The sequence below is a fragment of the Massilia soli genome (assembly GCF_016809835.1).
Lineage (GTDB): Bacteria > Pseudomonadota > Gammaproteobacteria > Burkholderiales > Burkholderiaceae_D > Telluria_A > Telluria_A soli.
This window is the reverse complement of the sequence record NZ_JAFBIL020000006.1, coordinates 1-22,229: the sequence shown is the minus strand read 5'-3', so window position 1 is coordinate 22,229 and position 22,229 is coordinate 1. Positions and strand designations below refer to the sequence as shown.

Genomic DNA, 22,229 nt, shown 5'->3' with positions numbered 1-22,229 from the left:
TATAGTGGCTTGTCTTCCATTGCCGGGCAAGTCATGCAACACGCACTACTGATCGCAGCCGCTTGCCTGATGGCCCTGTTGTCAACGGTCGGCGCGGCGCTGCCGTACCCGATCCTGCCGCCGCTGTTCGCCTCGGGCGTTGCCAACGGCCTCAATACCTTCCTCGACCTGCCGCCCAAGCTGCTGCTGGGCGTCGCGCTTGCGATCAACCCGCTCGGCCTGCTGATTGGCTCGGCCGTGCTGGGCCCGTTGTCGGACCGCTTCGGGCGCCGCCGCTTGCTGCTGCTGGCCTCGTTCGGCGCGGCCGCCGGCCACGCGCTGTCGGCCTTTGCGCTGATGATCGAATCCTATCCGCTGTTTCTGTTCGCGCGCTTCGCCACCGGCTTGCTGGAAGGGCGCAGCGCGGTGGCACGGGCGCTGCTTGCCGACAAGCTGAGCGGATCGCTGCGCCAGCGCGCGCTGTCCTGGCTGAACGGCGCTTTCTACATGGGCTGGCTGGTCGGTCCGCTGATGGCCGCGGCCACCATCGGCTTCGGCCTGACGGTGCCGTTCTGGATCGCCGCTGGCGCGCTGCTGCTGTCGGCCGCGCTGGTGGCCGCGGCGCTGCCGCGCGAGGCGGCATCGACGGCCACGACCTCGTGGTGGCACGTGGCGCGCAACGAGCACTCGCTGAACCTGCTGCGCCATGAGGAACTGCGGCGCCTGTTCATCGTCCATCTCGCGCTGACCTGCGGCGTGACCGGCTTCTACGAGTTCTATCCCTTGTGGCTGGTGGAAGTGGCGGCCTACGACGCGCAAGGCATCGCCCTGATCACCGCCGTGATGTGCGCGGTGATGACCCTGGTGTCTTTGTTTGCCGGCCGCCCGAGCGCGCTGGCGCCGCTGCGGCTGGCATCGGTGAACGCGCTGGGCGTGGCGATCGCGGTCGGCACGGTGGCGGCCGGCGACGCGCGGGTTGGCATGGCGGCCATTGTCTTGTTCGGGGTGCCGATGTCGTACTACAACGCGGTCGTGCCCCACTGGTGTACCGAGCGCTATGGCGGCTACGGACAGGGCGCGGTGATGGGCTTGCTGTCGACGACCTTCTGCCTGGCCAACATCTTGATGGCCATTGCTGGTTCGCTGCTGGCGCTGGTCGACACGCGCCTGGTGCTCGCGCTGGGCGCCGTGCTGGCCGCATGGGCCAGCTGGCGCCTGCAGGGATGGCATCTGGAATTGGCCGGAGATGGCATGAAGGGGAGTGGATCATGAATACTGCTGAACAAACCTTGTACTTGCTGAAGACGCGCGGGCCGCAGACGGCGCAGCAGCTGGCCGGGCTGCTCGCGCTGACCTCGATGGGCGCGCGGCGCCAGCTGGAGGCAGCCGAGGAGCGCGGCCTTGCCAGCCATGAGGACGTGGCCGACAAGGCCGGACGGCCATCGCGGCGCTGGATGTTGACGGAAAGCGGCCACGCGCGCTTTCCCGATCGGCACGCGGACCTTACCTTGAACCTGATCGAGCAGGCCCGCGCCGTGTTCGGCGCGGAGGGGCTGGAGCGTTTGATTGGCGCGCGCGAGCAGGCGATTGAAGCGCATTACCGCATGCTGCTTGAGGACGCGCCTGACTTGCCTTCGCGGGTGGCGGCACTGGCAGGTGCGCGTGATGCGGAAGGCTATATGGCCGACACCGAAGTGCGCGACGATGGCAGTGTGCTGCTGGTCGAGAACCATTGTCCGATCTGCGCCGCCGCGAGCGCGTGCCAGAACTTTTGCCGGTCAGAGCTGGAGATATTTCAGCGCGTGCTGGGGCAGGGATGCCAGGTTGAGCGCACGGAGCATTTGCTGTCCGGCGCGCGGCGCTGCGTGTATGTGATCAAGCCGATCTGAACGAGCCGGGTCGGACCCGGACGCGCTGGCCCGCGATCGTTTGGCTACAGCCAGCCAACGCCTGTAGCCATGATTGCGGCCAAGCCAAGCGCGACGGTAATCAAGGATAGACAGCGCGCTCGTTGCTTTCAGTGTGCATCTGCGTGTTCGCCCACCTGAAGGAATTCAGGTGTTGGACCAGTTATCAGCAGCACAGTTCAGTTGACGACGAGCGGTGTAGTTCGGCGGTTTTCTTTGCGGCGGTCGTAGTTGTCCAGCAGCGCCTGCTGCGCGACATCTCCTTCGATACCCCGCATCTTGAGGAAGCGCTGGGCGGCGTCGTTGCCGAAGGCGCGCTGGCAAGCCAGTGCCTCGCTGACGACGGCGGCGGTGTCGTGATCCTGGCGCCTGTCATCGGCGCGGCGGTCCATTTGATCCATATCATCCTCCCGTTGGTTATTGCATTTATAGCACGGGAAAACCGTGGGTGGGAGGTTTGATGCAGAACAAAAGCCACATCGCAAAAAGATTTCCGTAGGGCACTTAAGAATTCTGCGATGATACCGTAAGTACCTTAGCGTACCGGTACGCCAGAACAAACCAAACAAGGGATTAAAAATGAAGAAACTGTTGCAAGCACTGGTCTGCTCGACCGCTCTGATCATGTCCGCTGGCGCCTACGCTGCCGAGCAGGGCACCGCTGAAGAAGCGACCGCGCTGGTCAAAAAGGCGGTTGCCTACCTGAAGGCGAACGGCAAGGACAAGACCCTCGCCGAAATGTCGAACAACAAAGGCCAGTTTGTTGACCGCGACCTGTATATCTCGGTCTACGACATGAATGGCAAGGTCATCGCGCACGGCACCAACGCCAAGCTGATCGGCAAGGACGTCTCTGCCCTGAAGGATGCGGACGGCAAGGAATTCGTCAAGGACATCCTGACCCAGGCCAAAGCCAGCGGCAAAGGCAAGTCGAACTACAAGTGGCAGAACCCGGTGACCAAGGAAATCCAGGCCAAGTCGGTCTATTTCGAGAAGGCCGACGACATGGTGTTTTCGGGCGGCTACTACAGCAAGTAAGCGCCAGGCAGGCAAGCGCGCACTGCACGGTGCGCGTTTTTTTTGCGCCTGCGACAGACACAAAAAAGCCACCTCAAGGGTGGCTCGATTTCGTTACTGCACATGTAAAACAATGGGGTGGCTGATGGGGGACCACTGGCCACGTCGAATTCGGTACCGCTATAGAGGGACAAACCTTGGTGTTACACGGGTTTGTGAAGCGCTTAGTGTAACAGAAAAAGGGGCCGAAAAAGCTCATTTGGTTCAGTCGGCGCGTTGGTTTTTTGGACTGGCCGCCCATTTCTGCGTGGCGCGAACTCTCCCAATTCTACACGGCGATGTTGGCCTAGGCGCAACATGGGTGGCAACTTCAGCGCGCCTAATTCGGCATCAACTACGCGCGTCGAACAACGGTCGCAGAACATGAATCGGTTGCGCGCAAACTTTCCGAGACCTTTGCGAGCCAGGTAACGGTGACACGAAAGTGTCGACTCACGTCCATGAATTCCCACACATAGCAGCGGCCGGCTCCAGACAAATGTATTGGTGTGATGCGCGTCGCGCCTCTTCCCTTTCAGAGAACGCTTTTCCTCCCGCGGTTCTTATGCCGACAAAAATTCTTTGTTTTCAACCCGAAGCGCAATTATCTTGGCGGCATGCATCACGCCCCTCTCATACCCATGTGAATGCATCGCCCACGAAGCATTCGAACCGTCAAGCCGTCCGAGCTATCGGTTCAGCCACGCGGAATTCGCCAATATGGCCGTTCTCAACCTCGAAGACGAGGTAAATCGGCTCGTCATGCGTCAATAGAGATGCGTGCGCGACACTTACTTCGGCCTTTGCTTGCGAGGTGACATCGCGCAAGTCCGTCGCCAGGGCCTGCGCTGCTTCACGTATATTCGTTCTGCGGATATTCAGCGTTTCCTCTTTATTCCAAAAAGAATTGAATCGCGTGGAATCGTGCTTAGCACTAACGTCGATGGAATCAATCCAGCCTTCGATTTCATCGGCATCGCGTAGTAACTCTTCCATCCTCACCTGTTTGAGGCCCGGTTCACCTGGGAAGAGCGATGCCACGTGCCAAGCCAGTGCCCTTGTCTTTAGCGTCAGGCGCAGGTCCATGGCAAGGACTCTGAGTTTCTCGTACTTGTTAACCACCTTCTTTTCCAAGTCCCCGGTTCCCGCAAATTCCTTGTGTTCGATGGTTTGTTCGAAATGGCGCTTGAATTCATTCTGAAGATGGTCCTGAATCTGTAACAGCTCGCGTTCACAACTCTCGAGTTCGATTCTCATCGCAGGCGACAACTCTCCCTTGGCAATTGCTCGAATTGCTCGTTCAAGGTACTTAAAGGTCCCCGTGACCTTTGCCCGCCGTTCTTCGTCAAGGAAGGCAACGACGACTTGAACACTCTCCCGTATGCTGTCCAGTTTTGCGGAAATGTCGGCCAAGTGCTTCTGTGCTACGACTACTGAGGCGATTTGCCAAACCGCGGCAGCGTTAACCACATTCTGCAAGTTGTTAGTTTCGAAGAGCTTGGCATGTTCCGAGATTTTGTTATCGGCACCGACTGAGAAGGCGCGAAGACTCTCGCCATCCTTCGCTCGGACCAACTCTCCGTTGATGACGACCTCCATCAGGTGTTTGCCGCGATGTCCTTCTTCTACCAATAATGCGGGCACAGCCTGAAGCCCAGCACTCAATCGCGTTCCCAATCCGGATTCCGTAGGCAGCGTTTTTGCAGCTCGATAACGCTCCCCATCCGATAGTGGCGCGATACGGATACCGGGTCGTTGGGCGTTCTCACCTAAGACGATGGCATGTGGCAGCGATTGCTTGGTCTCGAAGGGTTTGACGACGGAAGTTTGAGCGACTTCACTAATGGGACTGCACTTCAGAGACTGCATGTCCGGCACATGGGACGCGTTATCCGATTTGCGGCGCTGGAGAATCATCACGCCGCCGATGGCAACAACCAAAGCGACTCCTAGCCAAACAAAATATTGCATGCTCATGTCATTTCCTCAAATTAGCTTCTGTCTAAGGAGGCTCAACAACTATTCAGTCGCCAGCTTCAGCCGCTCGTTTTCGGGCGACTGATGGACTGTGCCATGGCTGAGTGCTCCAATGCAATGCGTTACAGATTACTTGTCTAGCTGCGTAGACAAACGCGGCCCTTGCCACACCTTTTGCGCTCGCGCGGTAACACATCACCTAAATGCGTGCAATCGACGTGTGTTCATCGTCGCAGACAAGTTTGATTGAACGGTAGCAATCCACATCATAGAATGCTATCCATCAATAGGGAGAATTGAGTGACTACAGAAACCGAAGAGGTCCCACTATTCAGCAACGTCTCGCGATGTTTCGTGGAAGCCGTTCGCCGGAGCATGAGGGTAGCAGGGGAGGACGAAGATGGTGCCCCCGACGCGCTGTCGCAGACTGACCTGGCCGAGCGTGCCAACATGGGAAGGACAACGTTGAATAAATACCTTGGAAGCAATTCAGAGGGCACGAACCCCGACCTAAAAATAATCTGCCAACTGGCAGAGGCAGTGGGAGTTCCTCCTGCTATCTTGTTGATGCGTCCGCAGGACTGGGCCAGTCTTGGGAGCGGCGTTCTGACCTTCTTCCAAGCGATGTCGGACCCAAAATTCAAGGAGCTCGCGACGGAGCTCCAGTCACTTGATTCGACGACCTCGCCGCGTGTCGCAGAAGCGGCGTTGCGTGTTGGGAAACTTTTAAAGACCGTTGAGGATTCGAATGACCCCCGGGTCTCACAAGAACTCCGCGACTTTCGACGCGCATCGAGAGTGTCTATCGCAACGACGGCCGCAGCAATTCCATTTCGGCTGGATGGTGTCGCTACGTCGCATTTACCTGCGCTTCTGACCATCTGCAGCATTCTTGGAACCACTACCGCAAAGGCAAACCAATGAGCGAAGAATTCATCAAACACCCCGGCAACCTCTCGCTGCTGCTCGCGCAAGCAGACGTCACCGACTTGGACATCCTCGTCGACTACATTACCGACAATGGTGGGGGGCGGATTTCGTTGAACAACGATGTCTGCGCTAGGCTTGTAAAATCTAAGGAGCGAAAGGTTTACACAGGCGAAGACCGCATACGCATTGGGCGAGAGATTTGCGCCTTCGGCGGCAACACGCTGACAAACGTTTACCGTGATGTCCGCAGCAGTATCCCTTTCGACTCGCTATTGAACAAGGTACTTCCCGACGTTGATGGAGCGATTTCCTATGACGAGGTGGTTAAGGACGTGGCATCCCATCTTAAGGTCCCCTTCGACAAGAAGGACGACGTGATAATTGTCGAAGACGGCATCCTGCGCAAGATTCTGCGCGAATCGTTCGAGAAGATGTCACCTAGTGAGCGAGCTACCGTGCTGAAAGAGCTGAATGTCGCTGACCTAGGAATGTTGGGGCCGGCGACTAGCGCTGCGTTAATTGCGGCTGGGCGGGCCGGTGGATTTGCCACTTACAAGCTTGCTCTTGTCGTCGCGAACGCGGTCTCGAAAGCTTTGCTTGGGCGAGGACTACCCTTGGTCGTGAACGCGGCGGCGGCAAGGACTATCGGAGTAGTGCTCGGTCCAATCGGCTTGGTCGTTACTGGTGTTTGGACGCTTGCTGATATGGCGAGTCCTGCCTACAGAGTTACAGTGCCGTGCGTGGTGCAAATCGCTTATATGCGACAGAAGGCCATAGTTGAAGCGAACAGCAAAGCATGTTCTGTGTGTGGCGCTCGGAATGAACGTACCGCGCGTTTCTGTAGCGAATGTGGCGAAGCCGTTAAAGGAGAATGAAATGTTTCCTGGCCCGATGGAATTTCTCAAATCGCACGCCATTGCATTCCTGGCGGGCGCCGTGACCCTCGCCGCGGCCCAGGTTTACGGCAGGCTCCTCAGAAGACGCACTCAGCACTAGGAACCGATGTGTCTTAGTCGCAGGATGTCTTTGTTGGGCTCACTGTGGCCAGACACTTCGCACGTTCTCGCGGACCTCGGAGTGGTAGTCAAGTATGGCCGCGGTAGTCTCCGCGACCATTACTTCCTCCCAATGGTGAAAAATCAAATTAGCTACGACTTCGTCGCCTGGCAGCTCCTGGCCGAACTCGGCCCACGATTTTCCGGATATCGTCCAGCCCTAGTTAGGTATTCATGAAACCAGCCGCCGCTTGCAAAACTTCATCAACCCGCCCGCACTTGAGCGCCTCCAGCGGAGTCGTGCCGAGATTCGTGCGCATGCTGAGGAAGAAGTGGTATTTCGACGGCGCCGGCAGGTCGAGCAGTTCCTGCGCTACCAGTTCAAGGGCTGACCTGGCCACAGTGGCATCGGCATAAAACGCCGGGTAATAGGGCTCTCGGCCAGGGCCTTCAAATGCAAACAACCGGTTCGACGCGACTGCTTCATCAATTGCCTGCTGCACTACGCCCAACGCGCTCCGCAGCTCGACTGCCGACAACAGCTCCTTGCATTCAATCCGGCGCGCCAGCGTCTCAGCAGCTCTCGCTCTTCCCTCCGCCATCGCCGCGTGTCCAGCAGCGATTGATTCCGGCGTGGACATCGGGCGGTCCGGACGATTGCGAGCCTCCGCCAGCACAGCCGGGACCATCTAGTCCTCCTCCTCCGCGCGCTTCATTTCGTCTTCTGACCGCATAGTCGTCTCCGTTCTGAACGCGAGGGGGCGCTCCCCAATTTGACACACTTTTGTCTGCAAAAAACGCGTGCTTTCTGAGCCGACGGTTCTTTGGGTTTTCAGCGGCTAACCGCTCAGGTCTTGGTACCAGTATATCCCGAGCCCGCATCCAGGTGACGCCACCGGTCGATGTTCATGATTGCCCATTTGCAGCGGCTCATGCCCGTGCTGGCAGACCTTGCCGTTGCCATAAAAACCGTGGAATTTAAAATGCGGTGGCTACTCCGTGGATGGGCTTCAATTTTGCAACTGCACTTGTCGCCCTGAAAAGAAAACTTGTGGAAATTTAACTGATAGCTTGGGCCGTCTCGGCAAGAGCTAACCAATTCGAAAGGTATCTGACCATGAATTACTCAAACCACGTCTCGATGCAAATCCAGGCGGAGATGAAGGCGATGTCCACGTTTCTTGCGTCCACAGCTGGCGGCGGCGTAACCGGAGCACAGTACAAATTTCGTGCTGAGTGCCTGAGAGACGCCCAACTTTTCTTTGCTGCGATAAGCGAATTTGCCGCATCCTATAGGAAAATTGCGCCGAGCGAGTTTGGTGATGTCGACGCCATGTTCGTACTGTCCAGTGACATTTCTCCCCGAGACCTCCTTTGGGCGGCGTCTCGCATCGCCGATGGCCATGTAGTGGTTCAAACTTTAGAGCTCGAAGCCAACTACACTGGCGAGCGAGACTATGACCGCCACCTCGACGAAAACCATCCCGCCAACATGCCCTGCTCTGCGCCCCGTCGCGCAATGCGTAGAGGGGCCAAAGCACACGTCAAGCAGCTCCGATTCTTTCTGGACGATGCCAAGGAATTTTCCTCCTCCATATGATTTCGCTGCCCGCTCGCCGACAACGGCGCGCCGAAGCGCTCCAGCGTTGGCTTGGCGCCCGCCGCCGTTCGAACTGGAGGTGGAGCGAGGCATACTCGTCTATTTGCGAGCATGGCCCACTGTCGGGAAAAGAACTTTTTTACCTGTCGTTGTGGGGTTTTTGCTCATCCAATGCCGCGGTTGTGGCTCCGACGAACTAGGGAAGGACAGTAAGCCGGTTGCGGTGCTGCAGCAGCGCGGCGATGGTGACTGGCGTTGAGCGCCAACCGGCGCGCGGCCCGGCTGGCCAAGGAGAGCCTGTGGCTCTCTGGACCGACACCGATTTGAAGTAGTCCTAAATACTCCCGCCGATTTCAGAGGGGGCAGGAGCGCACAGCGCTCCCTTGGCCAGCCGTATGCCTGCGGCGCGCAAGCGCCATCCGCAGGGCTTCACTCGTCTGCACTCGCCACACTTGGACTTCGAGAGCACCAAGGCGGGAATCCTGGCTGACCAAGTTGGCGAAGCGCTCCTACAGACATTACAGACTTCCTACGCGCCCGCTTTCATATCGGGAAAATTAAAATATATCCGTCTCCGTTCTGCCTGTTCTATGAGCAATCCAAGAGTATTCAATTTTTCTCTCATCACAAGGACTTCGAAATAAGTCTGTAAAGTCTGTAAGTCTGTAAAACCCTGTATTGGCGGGCTTCCTTTGAAATTCAAAGCCTGTATAAAGTCTGTAGAAGTCTGTAAGGGAAAGGGCTTCCAAGGACCTGGTCACCAACTTGGCCGGCAGGATGACGTACACTACAGACATCCTACAGACTTCTTACAGGCATTGCGCCTCCGAAGTCTGTAGGGTTCGGACGTAGGAAAGCCGCCCTTGCGGCGGCCTTCGATGGGGGAGTTCCTCGATTCAGATTCAAGTTATCTTGTGTGCTCGGACCGGTGCTTTGGCGGCCGCAGCAGAAACCTGCAGGTCGCTCACCACATCAGTGCGCAGGCGCCAACCCCAGAAGCCGGCCGCACGTCGCTTGCCAAACATGACTTGTTCGTCGTGTCGGCCAATATTGAACGCCTTCATCAACTGCGTGAATTTCCTTACGCTTCGGGCCGCCACCTTGGATGCGTCTTTGTTGACCCGTTCCTCGTGCTGCATATAGTCATCCCATGCCGCCCGTACCGGCATCACATAGCCCTCACCTCGTTCGCAGTTTTCTTCCAGCCAGGCAGTGAAGGGGTTCTGTTCTGACTTGATGCTCTCCAGTGCATCCTTTGCCGACTGCGGCATATGGTCGCGAAGCTTCTCGCCTCGGGCCCGCATCGCCTGGTACTTGAGTGAGCAGCACACCAGCCACGCCAGAATGCCCGCGCGTTCCACGTCCAGCTTCTCAGCCAACGTGCTGTCCTCTACCGCGTCGAACTGCTTGGTGTAAACAACCGGGAATGCGCGCTTGAACGTGGCAGGCTGTCCATTGCGAACCGTCGCCATAGTGTTACATGCTATGTGGAACACGAAAGTGATTAGGAATTCCACCGTCTCCTGCCCGAGTCCGCGCGCGTCCAAGGTGCCGGCACCGCCTGCGAAGCGCTTCACGTCAGCGTCCCGTAGATTGCCCCCGACAGGAATTTCGTCGATGTACGCAATGCGCTTTGCCATCAAGCGGCGTTGCGACGGAGAAGGGCCATCAGCACTTCCATTCATAGTGCTGCCCGGCCCATCGGCGATGAGCTTGTAGTTGGTGGTTACCGCATAGTCGCCGAGGGCCTTCATGATGGCGCCAAGCATTAGCGACTTACCGTTGGTACCCTCACCCTTATGAAAGAACATGGCACGTTCGCTGGGATTGGCCTGGATGCTGTAGCCCATTATGAGCTCGTAGTAATTGATGTCCTCCTCACGCTGCTCGAACATCTCGCCTAGAATCCTCATGAAGAGCGGCGCCTTGGCATCTGGGTCAAAGTCAGTGTCGTTCCGGACGGTCACCAGCAGGTCGCGCTCGTACACCAGGTCTCCAGTCGCCAGGTTGATGGCGCCGTTGCCGCATGCCAGAAAGCCGGCGTGTTGGTCGAGGTCCAGCTGTTCGACGTGCATTCGCTCCAGTGCGACCATTTCTCCGACCACACCGCGGCGGAACGCGTCGCTATCCGCGTGCTCGAGCTTCTCCATGTCCACATCCGAAAAGGTCGCGACATAGGTCTTAATCTTGTTGACCGTTTTTCGAGCGATGGTCTGGACCTGTGCATTGCGCAGGTTCACCCAACGGCATCCGTCCCAGTTGAGCCATTTCTGCTGGTCGATGTTGTAACGGAGGTCGCCTGCCATGTCCGCCTGCACGCGTTCAGCAACGCCGAAGTGAGTCAGACTCACGTGACGAGCCTTTGGTTTCAACTTCTTTGCTACCTCTGGGAACAAATCCCTCATGTCGGCAGCGGTTGGTTTGGCGCCAGTCAACTTCTTTAGCTTGGCCTGCACGGCAGCCTTGATGGCAGCGCGCAGCGGCCTGTGGTCATCGGCACAAGTTGCCAGGTCCAGCTTCGGAATCAGCATGCTTGTGAGTACGTCTGCATCGGTGCAGGTCGAAATGATGGCCATCAGGTCCTTGCGAAGGGCCTGTTTCTCCTCCAACGAGACGGCGGTTTTTTGGTCGGGGACCATCCGTCCTGGGACTGCGCTGTTTGCAGGTGCTGGCGTCGCCTCGATTCTGCCCTTCAACGCCGGACCAGCGCGAGGTGCCAGTGCCGTCCGGTCAAGTGGGTCGCTGACCTTAACCGCAGCTCTTAAATGTTCGAGGTTCATTTTATCTCGCTGCATTTGTTGCCCGTGCAGGAGACAGCGATTCTGCGATGTCAGCAAGGCGGCTGACCAAAGAGAAAACGTCCGTGGTTTCGCCGAACTGATTCAGTTGAATGCGACGTAGGGCGTCGGCGTTTTTCATACTGTGCCCGCGGGAGGCGAAGCCGGTGGCGACCAGTTCGTCGCCACGCTTGAGGATGAGGCGGAATTTGTTGCCGCGACTTTTCAGGTCAATATCAAAGCCTGCACCGGAGAGCCGGAGGTAGGGGGAGAGTGTGATGGTATTCATGGACTACACCTTTCTTGTTGATGGTGAAAGGTGTAGAGACGGCGGCATCCAAATTACCCTGCTTTTCAGGATAAAGACGAAAATAGTATGAATGCCTAGTCATGCGTTGGTGGCCAATATCAATCTAGCCTCCGGACGTTGAGGGGCGCGCTGCTCGACCTTTTTCAGCGTCCCGCCACACCCAAAATACCTTTGATGCGAGCTAACCTCTGGTCGCCAAGGTCGAGGAAATCGCACCGGCACTACAGACGTTCCGCTGTAGCGGTTGGTGTACGGTTGACGCGAGTGCCAAGGACTCATCCCCTTGTTGACACTCGACAGCACTCAATCGACCAGGTGTTACTCGAATGAGGGCGATGGCCTTGCGAGAACCAGTACGTATGGAATACTTGTGGATGTCGCACTGGCAAATAGCTGCGGAGTTCAATGCAGCATCCGATAAAAACGCGTTGTTTCGCTTAATACCAACAGCAGGGGCGAGATAAACTCCAGCGCTTCACTCTTTGCCAGGTACCGGTGCTATCGTGGCACTAACCCCAGGAGAATTACATGCTGACCATAGTCCTCTGTCTCGCCCTCGGCGTTTTCCTGGCATATGTCGTCCCGACCGGTGTTGAGTCTGGCATCAAGTATTGCGCTCCAACCGAGTCCGATTTTCAAGAACTGCTGCGCCGTCGTGGCCTCAGCGAGTAATTGCCATGTCAGAATCACCAAACACCGAAAATAGGGTGCTTCTCGAATTGCTCGAGACTGCCACTGACCTCAGAGAATATGGCCTTGTCACCGAAGCCGATATCGCGCAACTTGAGGCGCTTCGTGAGCCGCAAGCCGGCCAAATGAAAACGCCCCGCGAGGGGCGTTGTGAATGAAGTAGTGCTGAATCAAGCGAGATGCCAAGTGCCTTGTCTTTGGCATTCAGCTACGGACTGGCGATGTGCTACGAACGATGCGCCGTAAGCTTTTGCGAAGTAGCCGCCACTGACGGCCAGCCCCATCAACATCACCAACGGACTGTTGCCCGGCAAGCCGGCGAAATCCATCGCTGCGACGGCACCAAACACTGTCGCGATGAAGAGTGCCAGCGGCCGCATGATGCTGTATGCCGGCTTTTCAACTGACCTCTCATGCCAAATGATACTCGCCCACTCGTAGCGTGCACTGCCAATTTGCAGTTTTCGCACCAGCGAACCGTTCAGTTTGCGTGCGTAAGCGACGGCTTCCAGCAATGCATACGTCTCCGCTCGCACGACGACCAGCGCGAGAGCGGTCAGCACCATATTCGTGATAGTTGTGCACATAAAGACTCCATGAAGTTTCACCCTCGGCGACTGCCTCGGGTCCCGTTAGCTAGACAGGCTGAAACGCCGCGCGAACGACGCTTTAGTCTGCCTAGCCAACGTTCATGATTTGCAGCCTTCTCTGTCCTCGTACCGTATAGGCATCGGCTACGCGGGAGCTAATAGTTTTCGAGCCGCTTAGACAGTGCCCAAAAAATCATTGCCGGCCAAGGTCACATCCTCATTGCTTGACAGCTGGTTGCATCACTGTGTACGCTTCAGACTGAATGTGGCGGTAGGGTGGCCCCACGTTAAAAAAAGAAACATTCGAAGTTGAAAGCTGTGGAGGAAGGATGTTCCCCACATTAAAAAAAGAAATCGTCCGAATGAAAGTTTGACGCGACGCCGACCGCGCAGCGTGTAACGGGTAAGACCTCAAAATATTCGGGGCCTAAAACCCTGAAAATAGCCCGGTAGTTTTTGTCGGTCTGATGTTTGAATCATGCGTCGCGAAGCGGCGAGAGGATTTAACAGCGGTGCGATTGGAACAATCGGGCCGCCAAACGCTTGCCTTGCGCCGGCGCAAGATGAGTGCACCACTGCCCCGGTCACCAGAACCACCCTCGCTTCGCTCGGACATCCAACCCAACCCCGCCGAACTCCGGCACCTCCGGGGCACTCAAAGCGCAACGTTCCTCGAGGCTTTGCGCATTGCGCAGCACGACCCATTGTCAACATGAGCCTCGAGCGGGCGGTAGCGATGCGAAGCACTCCAAGCCCCCGGCCTTCGGCCGGCACGGCACCACCCTTTGATGTCAATGCTTTAGTCCCTCCGATATTCCGCACTAAACCGTAGCTCTCCCGATACTCCGCACAAAGCCGTAGTCTCCCCAATGTGCGAGACCACACAAGCTCCTCCGAAGTGCAGGACCCCAGGAGTCCTCCCGACATGCAGGAGTCCAGAAGTCCTCGCGATAATCAGCACCACCACACTACTGCCCGCGAGGTCGTCAGCACGCCCCATTTTGAAAGCAATAGGGAGTTCCGCCGATATGCAGAACCAGCGCGTGGCCCGCAGGAGGCGCAGCACCAAACCGTGGCCCGGAGGAGGCGCAGCGCTAAACCGCAGCCCTCAGGAGGCGCAGCACCAAGCCGTGGCCCGCAGGATATTCAGGAAAAACGGGTTGGAAACAAAGGGGGTTGGGCGAGTGCGGCGGTTGGAGCGGCTGCCACGTACGCGGCCAGCGATACGGGGCTGGGTGCTGTCGGCGCGAGCAGTGTTGCGGCGCGCGACGAGTAGTCGGGCGCTTCCTTACCAGTTCTGATTCGGAGCGTGTCGAGTTGTCTCGGCGCGCGGCGACGAGTGGACGTCAGAAGGGAGGGCAACTGTGAATCCAGAAGGCGCCATCACTGCGGCCCGGAGGTGGCGAGGAGGCCTGCATTGTAGACAAGGGGGCTAACACTCTTCCCTCAGACCCAGGGCTAAGTCTGCTTTGTCCGCCAGAAAGTGCAGCACTTCGGGCTTGCCAATCGCAAGTTCGATGAGCAGACGCGTCGACTTGACGGGGTAAGCGTCCTCGTTCTCGTATCGTGTGTAGGTCCGAATGCTCACGCCCAGAACCCTTGCCATCTGCGGGCGGGTCAAGCTATGGCGCTTGCGCAAGGCGATGTAGTCCTCGCCCATCAGCACATCGCCATATGCCGATTTTCGTGCCGCCAGCCGTCGCAGGTTTTCGTCGTGCTGTGCTGATAGCGTGCGAGTGTGACCGCAGCTATCACAAACCGATTGCAGAAGTACTACCGCGACGCGCAGTCGGCCAGGGTAGAACTCGCGCACATATGCCGCTTCGCCGAGCACACCGCTTTTGCATTGTCTACATTTCATTGTCGGCGCCTCGTCATGCCGTTCAGCGTACACCCAACCGCGGCTTTGCGCGGCGTAAGAAGTAAAAAATATGAGCCGCTGCCGGCCGGATGCGCTAGACAAGGGCATTGAAAATAACTTCTTTTGAAGTGCTGCCCTTGAGCGCCGGTGCAAGAAGCGCAACACCAGACTGCGCCCCGCAGGACGGCAGTCCAAGAGCATTGAGAACAAGGGGTGTTTGCGCGAGTGCTGAACTCCGGAGTGTTGGCGAAAGTGCAGGGCCACGTGTGGCCGAAAATACGGGGCCTGCGGACTGCGCCTTGCACCGGTGCAAGGCATCGGACGGACTGAAAACAAGGGAAGGGAGGGTAATGCGGCTCGGGGGGCTTATGCAAGGGGAAGGCGGCGGCGCCGACTGTCGGCTGTCGTACCCCTTGTTGTCTCGCGGCGTGGCCTTCCGACGGCCTGACCGGCCGTTTCCCTATGAAAGTGCGGGCACGGCGAAGGGGTAGCTACACACAGAGGCACGATATCGTGCAGCTAACAGGGGAACCCCATGAAAAACATCACCGTTAACCAGGTCGGCCAACTAACGCTAGTCAACAATTTCGGCTACTTGACGACCCGCGAACTCGCCATCCTGGCCTATCCGAATTACTCCGCCGAGGCCGGCTTGAAGCTCGCCCAGCGGGCCGTCATACGGCTGAAGACTGCTGGATTGGTGCTGGCACGCGCGCTACCATTCGATGGCCAGACGAACGCATATGTCTTGACTAGGGCCGGCGCCGACGTGCTGAGCGACCACCACATGGCACTCTGGTTTGCACACGGCTATGACCTCTCCATGAACGACTTGCATGCACGCCGGCCGCTCATTGCTCTGCTCGGTTACTTGGCAGGCCAGATGATGCTTGAGCCCGTCGGTTCCCGCGGTATAGGAAAGGACTACCGCGAACTTGGGCGACTGAAGGCCTATGATGCGGTGCTAGTCGATTCCGACGGCATCCCCGTTTTCGGGCTGGTAACCATTCAAGGTTATAACGCAGCGGCGCAAAAACGCGTTGTTTCGCTGTCCGGCCAAGCTTTGCCATTTCTGATTGCGACAACCAATGCACCTCGACTGGACCGCTTCATTTCAGCTCGCGCAAAGGCTTCACCAGCTATGGCGGCGGAAATCGTAGCTCTATTGCCTCCAGGCGTCGTAGCGTAGCGTGTAACGGGAAGTGCAGGAAAGTTAGGGGGCGCAAGCCCCCTTTTGAATTCAGCTATCAATCCGTCGCCTTTCCAAAGGCACTTCGACGTCGGCTGATGGCGTGGGCGTTTCGGTCTTCTGGGCGACGCGAGGCCGGGCCGCGGCCCCTTTGCGTCGCTTGGACTTTTCGGTCGCGATGGCCTCTGGTGCCGCCCGAAACTTTTCACTGTCGAATTTCTGCATTTCGTCCTTTGCCTATTTTTCCGATTTTGGGTGTGCCCGCAAGAAAAGCCCCGACCAAGTTTTGGCCAGGGCTTTGCAATCACGAATCAAGCGGCCACATGGCCGGCGTTTTGTTTTGAACGTAAGGCGCGGTGGTTGGTCATCATTGCATCACCAACGGTCAGGATGAGCGTCTGTGTCTGCTCCGCTGTCAGCAATGGCACTGGCTCTCCACGTTGAACAGCATCGTGCATCTTTCCAAGTAAGCGCATCAAGTCGAGTAGCTCGTCTGTGCACTGTTGCATCAGGGTTCTAGCGGTCATACGGGTGTCCTTTCAAGAATGGCCTGATTGGTATAGCTACGCAAGAAAATTGTGCCGCAATGGCAGTTGAATACAATTTCTCATCGGTGCCTACCTAGCTTCTCGTTCATGGCAAGACGAGTAGATTCTGCGGTTAGCCCGAGTTCTTCACCGTGAACTTCCCAGTGCTAGACATCGTGGCGTCGACTACCCGGTCAATAGTCCGCGGGTCTTCGACGCCTCGGACAAGTGTTGAGGGTGGCGGAAGCGCGAAGGTTCGCCGAAGACGACTCGACGGTTGCTACACATTGTGGACAATCCCGTCAACAAGACTACGAATACTCGACATGAACAACACAACAACTGAAAATTTGAATGCGACGAGCGGAAGCATCGTCGTATACCAACGTATCCTGCCTGGAAAGCGGCCTGCGAAAGTCGAGGTAATCCGAGCCGTCTACAAAACCTGCAAGGGGCCTGATGGCAAGGCCTTTGGGCGAACAAATAACACTGTGCTGCTGCGCGTCGAATCCGGAAAGGCAGTCTTAAGTGTGGAAGAACTCACGGTTCTAGTAACGCGCGGGCTCGACGACAAGCAATTGGCACACGTCAAACAGCGGTTGTCGGAGCTGGCTGGTCCTGCTCGCACGCGGACGCAAGAGATGGACATCATGGACGCCAAGAAAGAGCTCAAGTCCATGGTTTCTCTCTCTGATTCGGGACCTTATCTAGCAAGGGAAATGCGCGCAATGCTGGTTGGCGCCTTGCATGAAATTGAAGAGCGTACTGACGCGGGCGACAGCCCGGCCGAACTTGACGGGAGGGCTCCAACAGACAAACTGAAAGACACATTCGCCCGCATCAATCAAGCATGTTCCGAGGCCCAGAGGTTGTACAAAATCTTGCCGAAGGGCGAGCTTCCGGATGACCTAACCTTGGAGTATCAGCTTACATGGTATTCGTACCCGGATATGCTCAGCACATTAAGAAACCGGAAGTGCTTATCGCGTCCCGCTGGCTGGACCGGACTGCGAGCGCAAGTATTTGATAGGCGAGTTTTTAGGAGTGGTGACCCCGTCTCAGAGGAGCGCCCGGCATCGTACAACCCTTAACGATAGCAGTTCGGGTGTCAGTGCCGGTAAATTGCTGGTCGACATTTTTGAGGTATATGACTAGACTGGCAATACACATTATGTAGGTAATCAAACACACTCTCGCGCAAAATTGTTCACTACTCGGGTTCAAAATGAAAAGCACGGTCTCAGGATTTGTGAAAAGTTTAGGGCGAGCTGTCGCCTCGGCTGCTGACGCGGCATCGACCGCGGCAGGTACCTCGTTCACGGCAGCCAAGGATTCAGCCGAGCAGGCTGGCCAATCGGCGCTTGCCTTCGGAAAATCGGCTGGTGAAGCCTTGGGGCAAGCCGCTGAAGCTACATCGAATTTCGCATCCAGTGCAGGAGATTCCATTTCGGAAAGCGCTGGGAAGTCGTTGGTCGCCGCTAAGCATCGCGCCAGTATCGTAGGAGACTCGGCCGCAGCTGGCGCCAAGTCTGCCAGCGCAGCTCTCGGGGTTGCGGCGGACTCTGCCGGCAATGCGCTCGGTGCCCTGGGCGTGCTGGTTGGCGATTTGAACGGCGATGGAAAAGTTGATTTCGAAGACGCGAAAATCGCTGCCGCCAAGGTTCGAGGAGTTGCCGGCGCTGCCGCAGAGGAGGTTGGCCAACTTGGAAAGAGTGCTCTGCAGTCGAAACTGGTCCAAGACGCAGCAGCCGGCGCTGTTGTAGGTGGCGTCCTGGCCTCAATGATTCCCATCCCCGTGATTAGCACCGTCACCGGTGCTACTGCCGGTGCTGCGTTCGGTGCATTCAAAAGCATCGGCAAAAAGTGATTCCAGAGCCTGAAACCGCCCAGTCGCCAGGCGATGGAGACGGTGTTTTGAAAGCGCTACAGCAAGATGTCCAGCGTAATCTGGGCCGCTGCATGCTGCGTCTTCAGCAGTATGAAGGGTTGCTCAAAGCTATGGTCGCGGAAGTAGCGGTGGAAGGGCGGGTCCAAGACTTACACGCCACCCGGGACAAAAAACGGGCTAAGTTGCGTAACAAAACTTTGGGCGCGCTGGTGGGGGTATTCGCCGAAGGCTACCTTAGTATTGAGCTACCGGTAGAAGAAGTGGGTCCCAAGGATGACAGCGCTGCTTTCCCCCGGGACCCCGATGTCGCTTGGATGAGCATGCGCTTCAGTATGGCGATGCCCCCTGAAGTCTATACACAAACCAAAGATAACCTTGCGGAGCTGGTCGCGCTCCGCAATGACTTGGTCCATCACCTCATCGACCAATTCGACCTCTTCAATGACGGCGGCTGCCGTGCAGCTGTCACTCACCTCGACACATGTTACGAGCGAATTGATGGGCATTTTGTGCGCCTGAGGGACTGGGCCACAACCTTGGCCGAAACCCAAGCGCTGGCATCATCGTTCCTGCAGTCAAAGGTCTTCGAGGATGCATTCGTACACGGCATCAACCCTGACGGCTCAGTGTGCTGGCCGCAGAGCACAATAGTCGAATGCTTGCGCGAAGCAGAGAGCTCTTGCCAGGTAGACGGCTGGACCTCCCTCGACGCCGCGATACGATTTATCTCGAAGGAAAATCGAGACCAGATACCGAGCCGATATGGCTGCAAGACTTGGCGCCAAGTCTTGAGGAAATCAGGGCTGTTCGAACTTCGCTGCCCCGCCCCTGAGGAAGGTGCGATGGGTAGGGCGTGGTACCGTAGTCATCCTGAAGTCCCGGCGTCCCCCTAAGACGGCCGTGTAGTGAGGCCGCCTGGCTAAACCGTAACGTCTTGGAAGGCCATAAAATGACTTCACGTAATCTGCAAAATCGGGTCGACCCTTGGGGCAAATTGCACGCCGTTCCAAACAGAGGCGAACTCATGGGCAACCGAGGTATCCTTCATAACGACTCAAATGCAATTGTCCGACCATGGGCGCATAAAGCTTGGGTTACCTGCCTGCTCCAATATAACGGTATTAAGCGGCCCAAGCCTTTCTCGCCCGGGAACTACTCAGAGCTCTTCTTCATAGATGAAGCGACTGCGTTTGCTGCTGGACACCGGCCGTGTGCCTATTGTCAGCGGGCGCGGCACCGTGAGTTCAAGGATGCATGGGTGCGCGCAAACGTGGCTGACGAACTGGGTGCGTCAACGTTGATGTCGGCGATTGACCGAGTGCTCCACGCTGAGCGGTGCGTTCCTGGCGGCCGCAAAGTGACGTTTGAGGTGCCGCTCATCGAGCTTCCCATAGGCGCGATGTTTGAGTATGAAGAGGCCGCTTACCTTGTAGCTTCTGCTGGTTACCTACCTTGGTCGTTCGACGGCTACGGTGCTGCAGTGAGTATCGGCCGCACCGCAGTCGTGAAAGTGCTTACGCCTCAATCCGTGATTAAAGCATTCGTGGAAGGATTCGTGCCAATTGTCCATTCGTCTGGCCGGATATAGGGTGGGGACACCCGCAGGTCGCGCGGGATGAGCACGGGGTGGCTCTCGAAGCGTTTGTGCATCATGGCCTGCCCACCAGTTCACTCGCGCCATAGGGTGCTATTCCGCTTGGGGGCGGTAAAATTGCAACCGGGGAAATGGCCTGTGTACTGCCTCTGGGGCCTCCGCCAGGCTGTATCATTTGCGGCTCTACCATTCTTCTGGAAAGCCCAAGTATGCAGGCGATATCCAAATTCGAAAATGAGCTGGCTGTCTTGATTGGCGCACCTACTGACCTGCGCCCATTTGTCTGCGATGGCTCCCCATTGACATGCGACGTGTTTATCGTTGGCTTCAATCCCGCGACTACGATGTCTGCGGACTTTTGGCAGTTTTGGCGCCCAGGTGTGGGCTTCGACAAAGTAGCTTGGTTCGAGGCGTACAAGAAGGACCGGCAGCTCAAACCACTGAAGCCGGGGAAGACGCGGCGCAATGCCGTTAGCCCTTCACGTCGAGTGATTGAGATGATTCTTGAAGGCGCTTCGCCTTACCGCTGCTTGGAAACCAACATCTACTCGGCGTCAACAGTACAAGCTGCGGACTTGGCTACCCAACAGCGAATTACTGCTCCTTTCGATTTCCTGCTTGCAAACATCAAACCCCGCGTCATCGTCGCGCACGGAGTTGAGGCCGTAGAGCACATTCGGAAAATGAACGTTGATGCCAAAGTTATCCCCGTCTCGCACTTTTCCCGAGGTTGGTCACACGAGTCAGCTTTCAAGCTTGGGCTTAAGGTAAGAGAAGAAGTTGAGACTCTTTCCCGCCCGAACCCGTGACCGACAGAGTGACTATTGGTGAGTTTCCAGAAAGGAAAACATGCTATTGTTTCCTCGTCCTATCTAAAGGAAAAATGTTAGGTGATGGTGGCCGAGTAGCGAAGGACTCTTTTCAGTCTTTCATGCTGTTTCATAACGCGAAAGTGGAACTTGCAATGGGTTTTCTTGAGGCATTATTTTCCGGAGCACGCGCAATTTTACAGGGCGTGGTGGAAGTTGCGGCACTGGCTGTGCGCGCAGTGCTGGCAGAAATTGACCACTCAGCAGTCGGACGTGTAGCCATCGAATTTGTTGGCGGAGTAACGAAAAAATACTTTTCGAACGCGAGAAATCTGGCTGATGAGGAGCGTGAACTTGCTGAGAGGTTTAGGCGCGATGGCCGGCGTTCAGAACTCGACAGTGAGCGTCTGAACGAGATTCATCTGGAGCGCGAGAGGGTTAAAAAGGCACTGAATGATGCAGCTACTCGGCAGGCAGAGGCCGAGCTCAAGAATGCCAGTGACGAATTAATTTCAGCCCGCTTAACCGACGACGACGTGAGTGCCTCGTCCGGAATTTTGGCCTCTAAGACGTGCCCGGAGTGCGGAGGTGGTATGCGAATTCGACAAGGGGCTTACACAGGGAAATCCAGAAGTTTTTGGTGGCAGTGCACAGCGCAGAATGCCTTCATTTGCCCCAACATTAAGATAAACTTGGCAGCCGAGCAATCTACGGTCCTGCGACGACCTGACGCAGACTTAGACGGCTCAAGCGAATACCGAAGGAAGGTCTGGGAGCAGCCTAATGTGGTAGCGAAGACCCATGGGAGACTTCGTGCAAGCCTTGGCGATGACGACGAACAGATAATTTGCCCCCATCACGTATTGCCGATGAAGTTGATGGCGAAAAATAGGGCGACAGGTTTGATGCTTGATAGCTATGAGTATGTCTGTCTCGGGGTAACTTCTGACGGGCGTGCGTGCGGGCATAAGGTTGAAGTCAAGACCTTCACACAGGTTAGCGCTTTACTACGAAGGAGAGACGGCGTCGGTATCATTGATAGCTAGGTAACAAATAGTTGAACAGTCGCGCTTATTTTTGCCAGGTCAACCTCTTGTAAAACTAACCATTCCTATCAATTTTGACATCGGCGTCCGACAATGTGTAACGCGAATAATCATCCGCCCGGTTGCCCTTGCGGATGGGGCGGTGTCTGGTATGGTTCAGCTCACGATGACGCCGCCTGGCTGTTTAACAGGGCACCTCCTCCGCGCAAGCTAGGTCGTCAGAAGGGAACGTTTGGCGCGCTCGCCGATATCGTCACAGTTCCGAATTCTCGATGCCCGGTATGCGGTGCTACGGTGTTTTACTACGAGTCCGCTTACGGCGGCAGAGTTTTCTTCGATGCGCTGGGCCCTCCTTGGCCGAAACATCCTTGTACGGATAATGGTGTGAGCCGGACACCAGCGCAGGCATCGAGTAAACCATGGCATGCTAGGGAAGCGCTGATCAATTGATGATTTCAGCGGTTTCCCGATTTTTGGCGGAAGCGGCATCGTCGAAAAAACGGA

22 protein-coding genes are annotated in these 22,229 nt (G+C 56.8%); 14 read left to right on the top strand and 8 right to left on the bottom strand.

The annotated features are described in order from the left end of the window. Nucleotides 1-33: 33 nt before the first annotated feature. Together I4X03_RS15175 and I4X03_RS15170 are read left to right on the top strand one after the other, a co-directional pair. Entirely contained in the window at nt 34-1,251 is a 1,218-nt protein-coding gene (locus I4X03_RS15175; protein ID WP_223469083.1) for an MFS transporter, read from the top strand. Beyond that, nucleotides 1,248-1,868: a helix-turn-helix transcriptional regulator gene (locus I4X03_RS15170; protein ID WP_223469082.1), complete on the top strand. Its 621-nt coding sequence runs from the start codon at nt 1,248-1,250 to the stop codon at nt 1,866-1,868. Before I4X03_RS15175 ends, I4X03_RS15170 begins: the two co-directional genes overlap by 4 nt. 197 nt (nt 1,869-2,065) lie before the next feature. On the opposite strand, the gene I4X03_RS15165 is transcribed toward I4X03_RS15170, so the two are convergent. Continuing rightward, on the bottom strand, nt 2,066-2,287 hold the full coding sequence (locus tag I4X03_RS15165; RefSeq protein WP_223469081.1) for a hypothetical protein: 222 nt from the start codon (nt 2,285-2,287) through the stop codon (nt 2,066-2,068). A gap of 178 nt (nt 2,288-2,465) precedes the next feature. On the opposite strand from I4X03_RS15165, the gene I4X03_RS15160 reads away from it, so the two are divergent. Beyond that, a complete protein-coding gene (locus I4X03_RS15160; protein WP_223469080.1) occupies nt 2,466-2,924 on the top strand; it encodes a cache domain-containing protein in 459 nt (152 codons plus the stop codon). Nucleotides 2,925-3,617: 693 nt separating this feature from the next. Here I4X03_RS15160 and I4X03_RS15155 read toward each other — a convergent pair. Beyond that, the gene (locus I4X03_RS15155; protein ID WP_223469079.1) at nt 3,618-4,919 is read right to left on the bottom strand and encodes a hypothetical protein; all 1,302 of its coding nucleotides are present in this window, start codon (nt 4,917-4,919) and stop codon (nt 3,618-3,620) included. Between the two features lie 300 nt (nt 4,920-5,219). On the opposite strand from I4X03_RS15155, the gene I4X03_RS15150 reads away from it, so the two are divergent. Next, the gene (locus I4X03_RS15150; RefSeq protein WP_223469078.1) at nt 5,220-5,843 is read left to right on the top strand and encodes a helix-turn-helix domain-containing protein; all 624 of its coding nucleotides are present in this window, start codon (nt 5,220-5,222) and stop codon (nt 5,841-5,843) included. Next, nucleotides 5,840-6,724: a ubiquinol-cytochrome C chaperone family protein gene (locus tag I4X03_RS15145; RefSeq protein WP_223469077.1), complete on the top strand. Its 885-nt coding sequence runs from the start codon at nt 5,840-5,842 to the stop codon at nt 6,722-6,724. The genes I4X03_RS15150 and I4X03_RS15145 overlap by 4 nt, the downstream gene beginning before the upstream one ends. Before the next feature lie 344 nt (nt 6,725-7,068). Here I4X03_RS15145 and I4X03_RS15140 read toward each other — a convergent pair whose 3' ends face one another. Beyond that, nucleotides 7,069-7,485 (bottom strand): hypothetical protein, encoded by a 417-nt coding sequence (locus tag I4X03_RS15140; protein WP_223469076.1) that lies wholly within the window; start codon nt 7,483-7,485, stop codon nt 7,069-7,071. Between the two features lie 476 nt (nt 7,486-7,961). Here I4X03_RS15140 and I4X03_RS15135 point away from each other — a divergent pair, with 476 nt between their 5' ends. After that, nucleotides 7,962-8,444 (top strand): hypothetical protein, encoded by a 483-nt coding sequence (locus I4X03_RS15135; protein ID WP_223469075.1) that lies wholly within the window; start codon nt 7,962-7,964, stop codon nt 8,442-8,444. A 902-nt stretch (nt 8,445-9,346) separates the two neighbouring features. Here the strand turns inward: I4X03_RS15135 and I4X03_RS15130 are convergent. Next, a complete protein-coding gene (locus I4X03_RS15130; protein WP_223469074.1) occupies nt 9,347-11,224 on the bottom strand; it encodes a DNA primase family protein in 1,878 nt (625 codons plus the stop codon). 1 nt (nt 11,225) lies between these two features. Beyond that, a complete protein-coding gene (locus tag I4X03_RS15125) occupies nt 11,226-11,510 on the bottom strand; it encodes a hypothetical protein (RefSeq protein ID WP_223469073.1) in 285 nt (94 codons plus the stop codon). Nucleotides 11,511-12,059: 549 nt separating this feature from the next. Here I4X03_RS15125 and I4X03_RS15120 point away from each other — a divergent pair. Continuing rightward, nucleotides 12,060-12,203 carry a hypothetical protein gene (locus I4X03_RS15120; RefSeq protein ID WP_223469072.1) on the top strand — a complete coding sequence of 48 codons (144 nt, stop codon included), beginning with the start codon at nt 12,060-12,062 and terminating at the stop codon, nt 12,201-12,203. Nucleotides 12,204-12,391: 188 nt separating this feature from the next. On the opposite strand, the gene I4X03_RS15115 is transcribed toward I4X03_RS15120, so the two are convergent. After that, complete coding sequence (locus tag I4X03_RS15115; protein ID WP_223469071.1) at nt 12,392-12,808, bottom strand: hypothetical protein; 417 nt, start codon at nt 12,806-12,808, stop codon at nt 12,392-12,394. A gap of 1,435 nt (nt 12,809-14,243) precedes the next feature. Next, nucleotides 14,244-14,780: a type II toxin-antitoxin system MqsA family antitoxin gene (locus I4X03_RS15110; RefSeq protein WP_223469070.1), complete on the bottom strand. Its 537-nt coding sequence runs from the start codon at nt 14,778-14,780 to the stop codon at nt 14,244-14,246. 427 nt (nt 14,781-15,207) lie between these two features. On the opposite strand from I4X03_RS15110, the gene I4X03_RS15105 reads away from it, so the two are divergent. Then, nucleotides 15,208-15,861 carry a hypothetical protein gene (locus I4X03_RS15105; protein WP_223469069.1) on the top strand — a complete coding sequence of 218 codons (654 nt, stop codon included), beginning with the start codon at nt 15,208-15,210 and terminating at the stop codon, nt 15,859-15,861. 311 nt (nt 15,862-16,172) lie between these two features. Here the strand turns inward: I4X03_RS15105 and I4X03_RS15100 are convergent, their stop codons facing one another. Beyond that, a complete protein-coding gene (locus tag I4X03_RS15100) occupies nt 16,173-16,388 on the bottom strand; it encodes a hypothetical protein (RefSeq protein ID WP_223469068.1) in 216 nt (71 codons plus the stop codon). Nucleotides 16,389-16,714: 326 nt separating this feature from the next. Between I4X03_RS15100 and I4X03_RS15095 the strand changes: the two genes are divergently transcribed. From I4X03_RS15095 to I4X03_RS15070, 6 genes are all read left to right on the top strand, one after another. Continuing rightward, nucleotides 16,715-17,479, top strand: coding sequence for a hypothetical protein (locus I4X03_RS15095; RefSeq protein WP_223469067.1), 765 nt, complete (start codon nt 16,715-16,717; stop codon nt 17,477-17,479). 134 nt (nt 17,480-17,613) lie between these two features. Further along, nucleotides 17,614-18,255, top strand: a complete 642-nt coding sequence (locus I4X03_RS15090; RefSeq protein ID WP_223469066.1) for a hypothetical protein — start codon at nt 17,614-17,616, stop codon at nt 18,253-18,255. 47 nt (nt 18,256-18,302) lie between these two features. Next, nucleotides 18,303-19,169 (top strand): OST-HTH/LOTUS domain-containing protein, encoded by an 867-nt coding sequence (locus I4X03_RS15085; protein ID WP_223469065.1) that lies wholly within the window; start codon nt 18,303-18,305, stop codon nt 19,167-19,169. A 56-nt stretch (nt 19,170-19,225) separates the two neighbouring features. Next, complete coding sequence (locus I4X03_RS15080; RefSeq protein WP_223469064.1) at nt 19,226-19,864, top strand: hypothetical protein; 639 nt, start codon at nt 19,226-19,228, stop codon at nt 19,862-19,864. Nucleotides 19,865-20,079: 215 nt separating this feature from the next. Next, the gene (locus tag I4X03_RS15075) at nt 20,080-20,679 is read left to right on the top strand and encodes a response regulator (RefSeq protein ID WP_223469063.1); all 600 of its coding nucleotides are present in this window, start codon (nt 20,080-20,082) and stop codon (nt 20,677-20,679) included. Further along, the gene (locus I4X03_RS15070) at nt 20,676-21,725 is read left to right on the top strand and encodes a hypothetical protein (RefSeq protein ID WP_223469062.1); all 1,050 of its coding nucleotides are present in this window, start codon (nt 20,676-20,678) and stop codon (nt 21,723-21,725) included. The genes I4X03_RS15075 and I4X03_RS15070 overlap by 4 nt, the downstream gene beginning before the upstream one ends. Nucleotides 21,726-22,229 lie beyond the last annotated feature (504 nt).

Bases quoted from the DNA above. Each gene is read 5' to 3' on its own strand.
- I4X03_RS15175 (WP_223469083.1), top strand. From the start codon at position 34: ATGCAACACGCACTACTGATCGCAGCCGCTTGCCTGATGGCCCTGTTG.
- I4X03_RS15170 (WP_223469082.1), top strand. From the start codon at position 1,248: ATGAATACTGCTGAACAAACCTTGTACTTGCTGAAGACGCGCGGGCCG.
- I4X03_RS15165 (WP_223469081.1), bottom strand. From the start codon at position 2,287: ATGGATCAAATGGACCGCCGCGCCGATGACAGGCGCCAGGATCACGAC.
- I4X03_RS15160 (WP_223469080.1), top strand. From the start codon at position 2,466: ATGAAGAAACTGTTGCAAGCACTGGTCTGCTCGACCGCTCTGATCATG.
- I4X03_RS15155 (WP_223469079.1), bottom strand. From the start codon at position 4,919: ATGAGCATGCAATATTTTGTTTGGCTAGGAGTCGCTTTGGTTGTTGCC.
- I4X03_RS15145 (WP_223469077.1), top strand. From the start codon at position 5,840: ATGAGCGAAGAATTCATCAAACACCCCGGCAACCTCTCGCTGCTGCTC.
- I4X03_RS15140 (WP_223469076.1), bottom strand. From the start codon at position 7,485: ATGTCCACGCCGGAATCAATCGCTGCTGGACACGCGGCGATGGCGGAG.
- I4X03_RS15135 (WP_223469075.1), top strand. From the start codon at position 7,962: ATGAATTACTCAAACCACGTCTCGATGCAAATCCAGGCGGAGATGAAG.
- I4X03_RS15130 (WP_223469074.1), bottom strand. From the start codon at position 11,224: ATGAACCTCGAACATTTAAGAGCTGCGGTTAAGGTCAGCGACCCACTT.
- I4X03_RS15125 (WP_223469073.1), bottom strand. From the start codon at position 11,510: ATGAATACCATCACACTCTCCCCCTACCTCCGGCTCTCCGGTGCAGGC.
- I4X03_RS15120 (WP_223469072.1), top strand. From the start codon at position 12,060: ATGCTGACCATAGTCCTCTGTCTCGCCCTCGGCGTTTTCCTGGCATAT.
- I4X03_RS15115 (WP_223469071.1), bottom strand. From the start codon at position 12,808: ATGTGCACAACTATCACGAATATGGTGCTGACCGCTCTCGCGCTGGTC.
- I4X03_RS15110 (WP_223469070.1), bottom strand. From the start codon at position 14,780: ATGCCCTTGTCTAGCGCATCCGGCCGGCAGCGGCTCATATTTTTTACT.
- I4X03_RS15105 (WP_223469069.1), top strand. From the start codon at position 15,208: ATGAAAAACATCACCGTTAACCAGGTCGGCCAACTAACGCTAGTCAAC.
- I4X03_RS15100 (WP_223469068.1), bottom strand. From the start codon at position 16,388: ATGACCGCTAGAACCCTGATGCAACAGTGCACAGACGAGCTACTCGAC.
- I4X03_RS15095 (WP_223469067.1), top strand. From the start codon at position 16,715: ATGAACAACACAACAACTGAAAATTTGAATGCGACGAGCGGAAGCATC.
- I4X03_RS15090 (WP_223469066.1), top strand. From the start codon at position 17,614: ATGAAAAGCACGGTCTCAGGATTTGTGAAAAGTTTAGGGCGAGCTGTC.
- I4X03_RS15080 (WP_223469064.1), top strand. From the start codon at position 19,226: ATGACTTCACGTAATCTGCAAAATCGGGTCGACCCTTGGGGCAAATTG.
- I4X03_RS15075 (WP_223469063.1), top strand. From the start codon at position 20,080: ATGCAGGCGATATCCAAATTCGAAAATGAGCTGGCTGTCTTGATTGGC.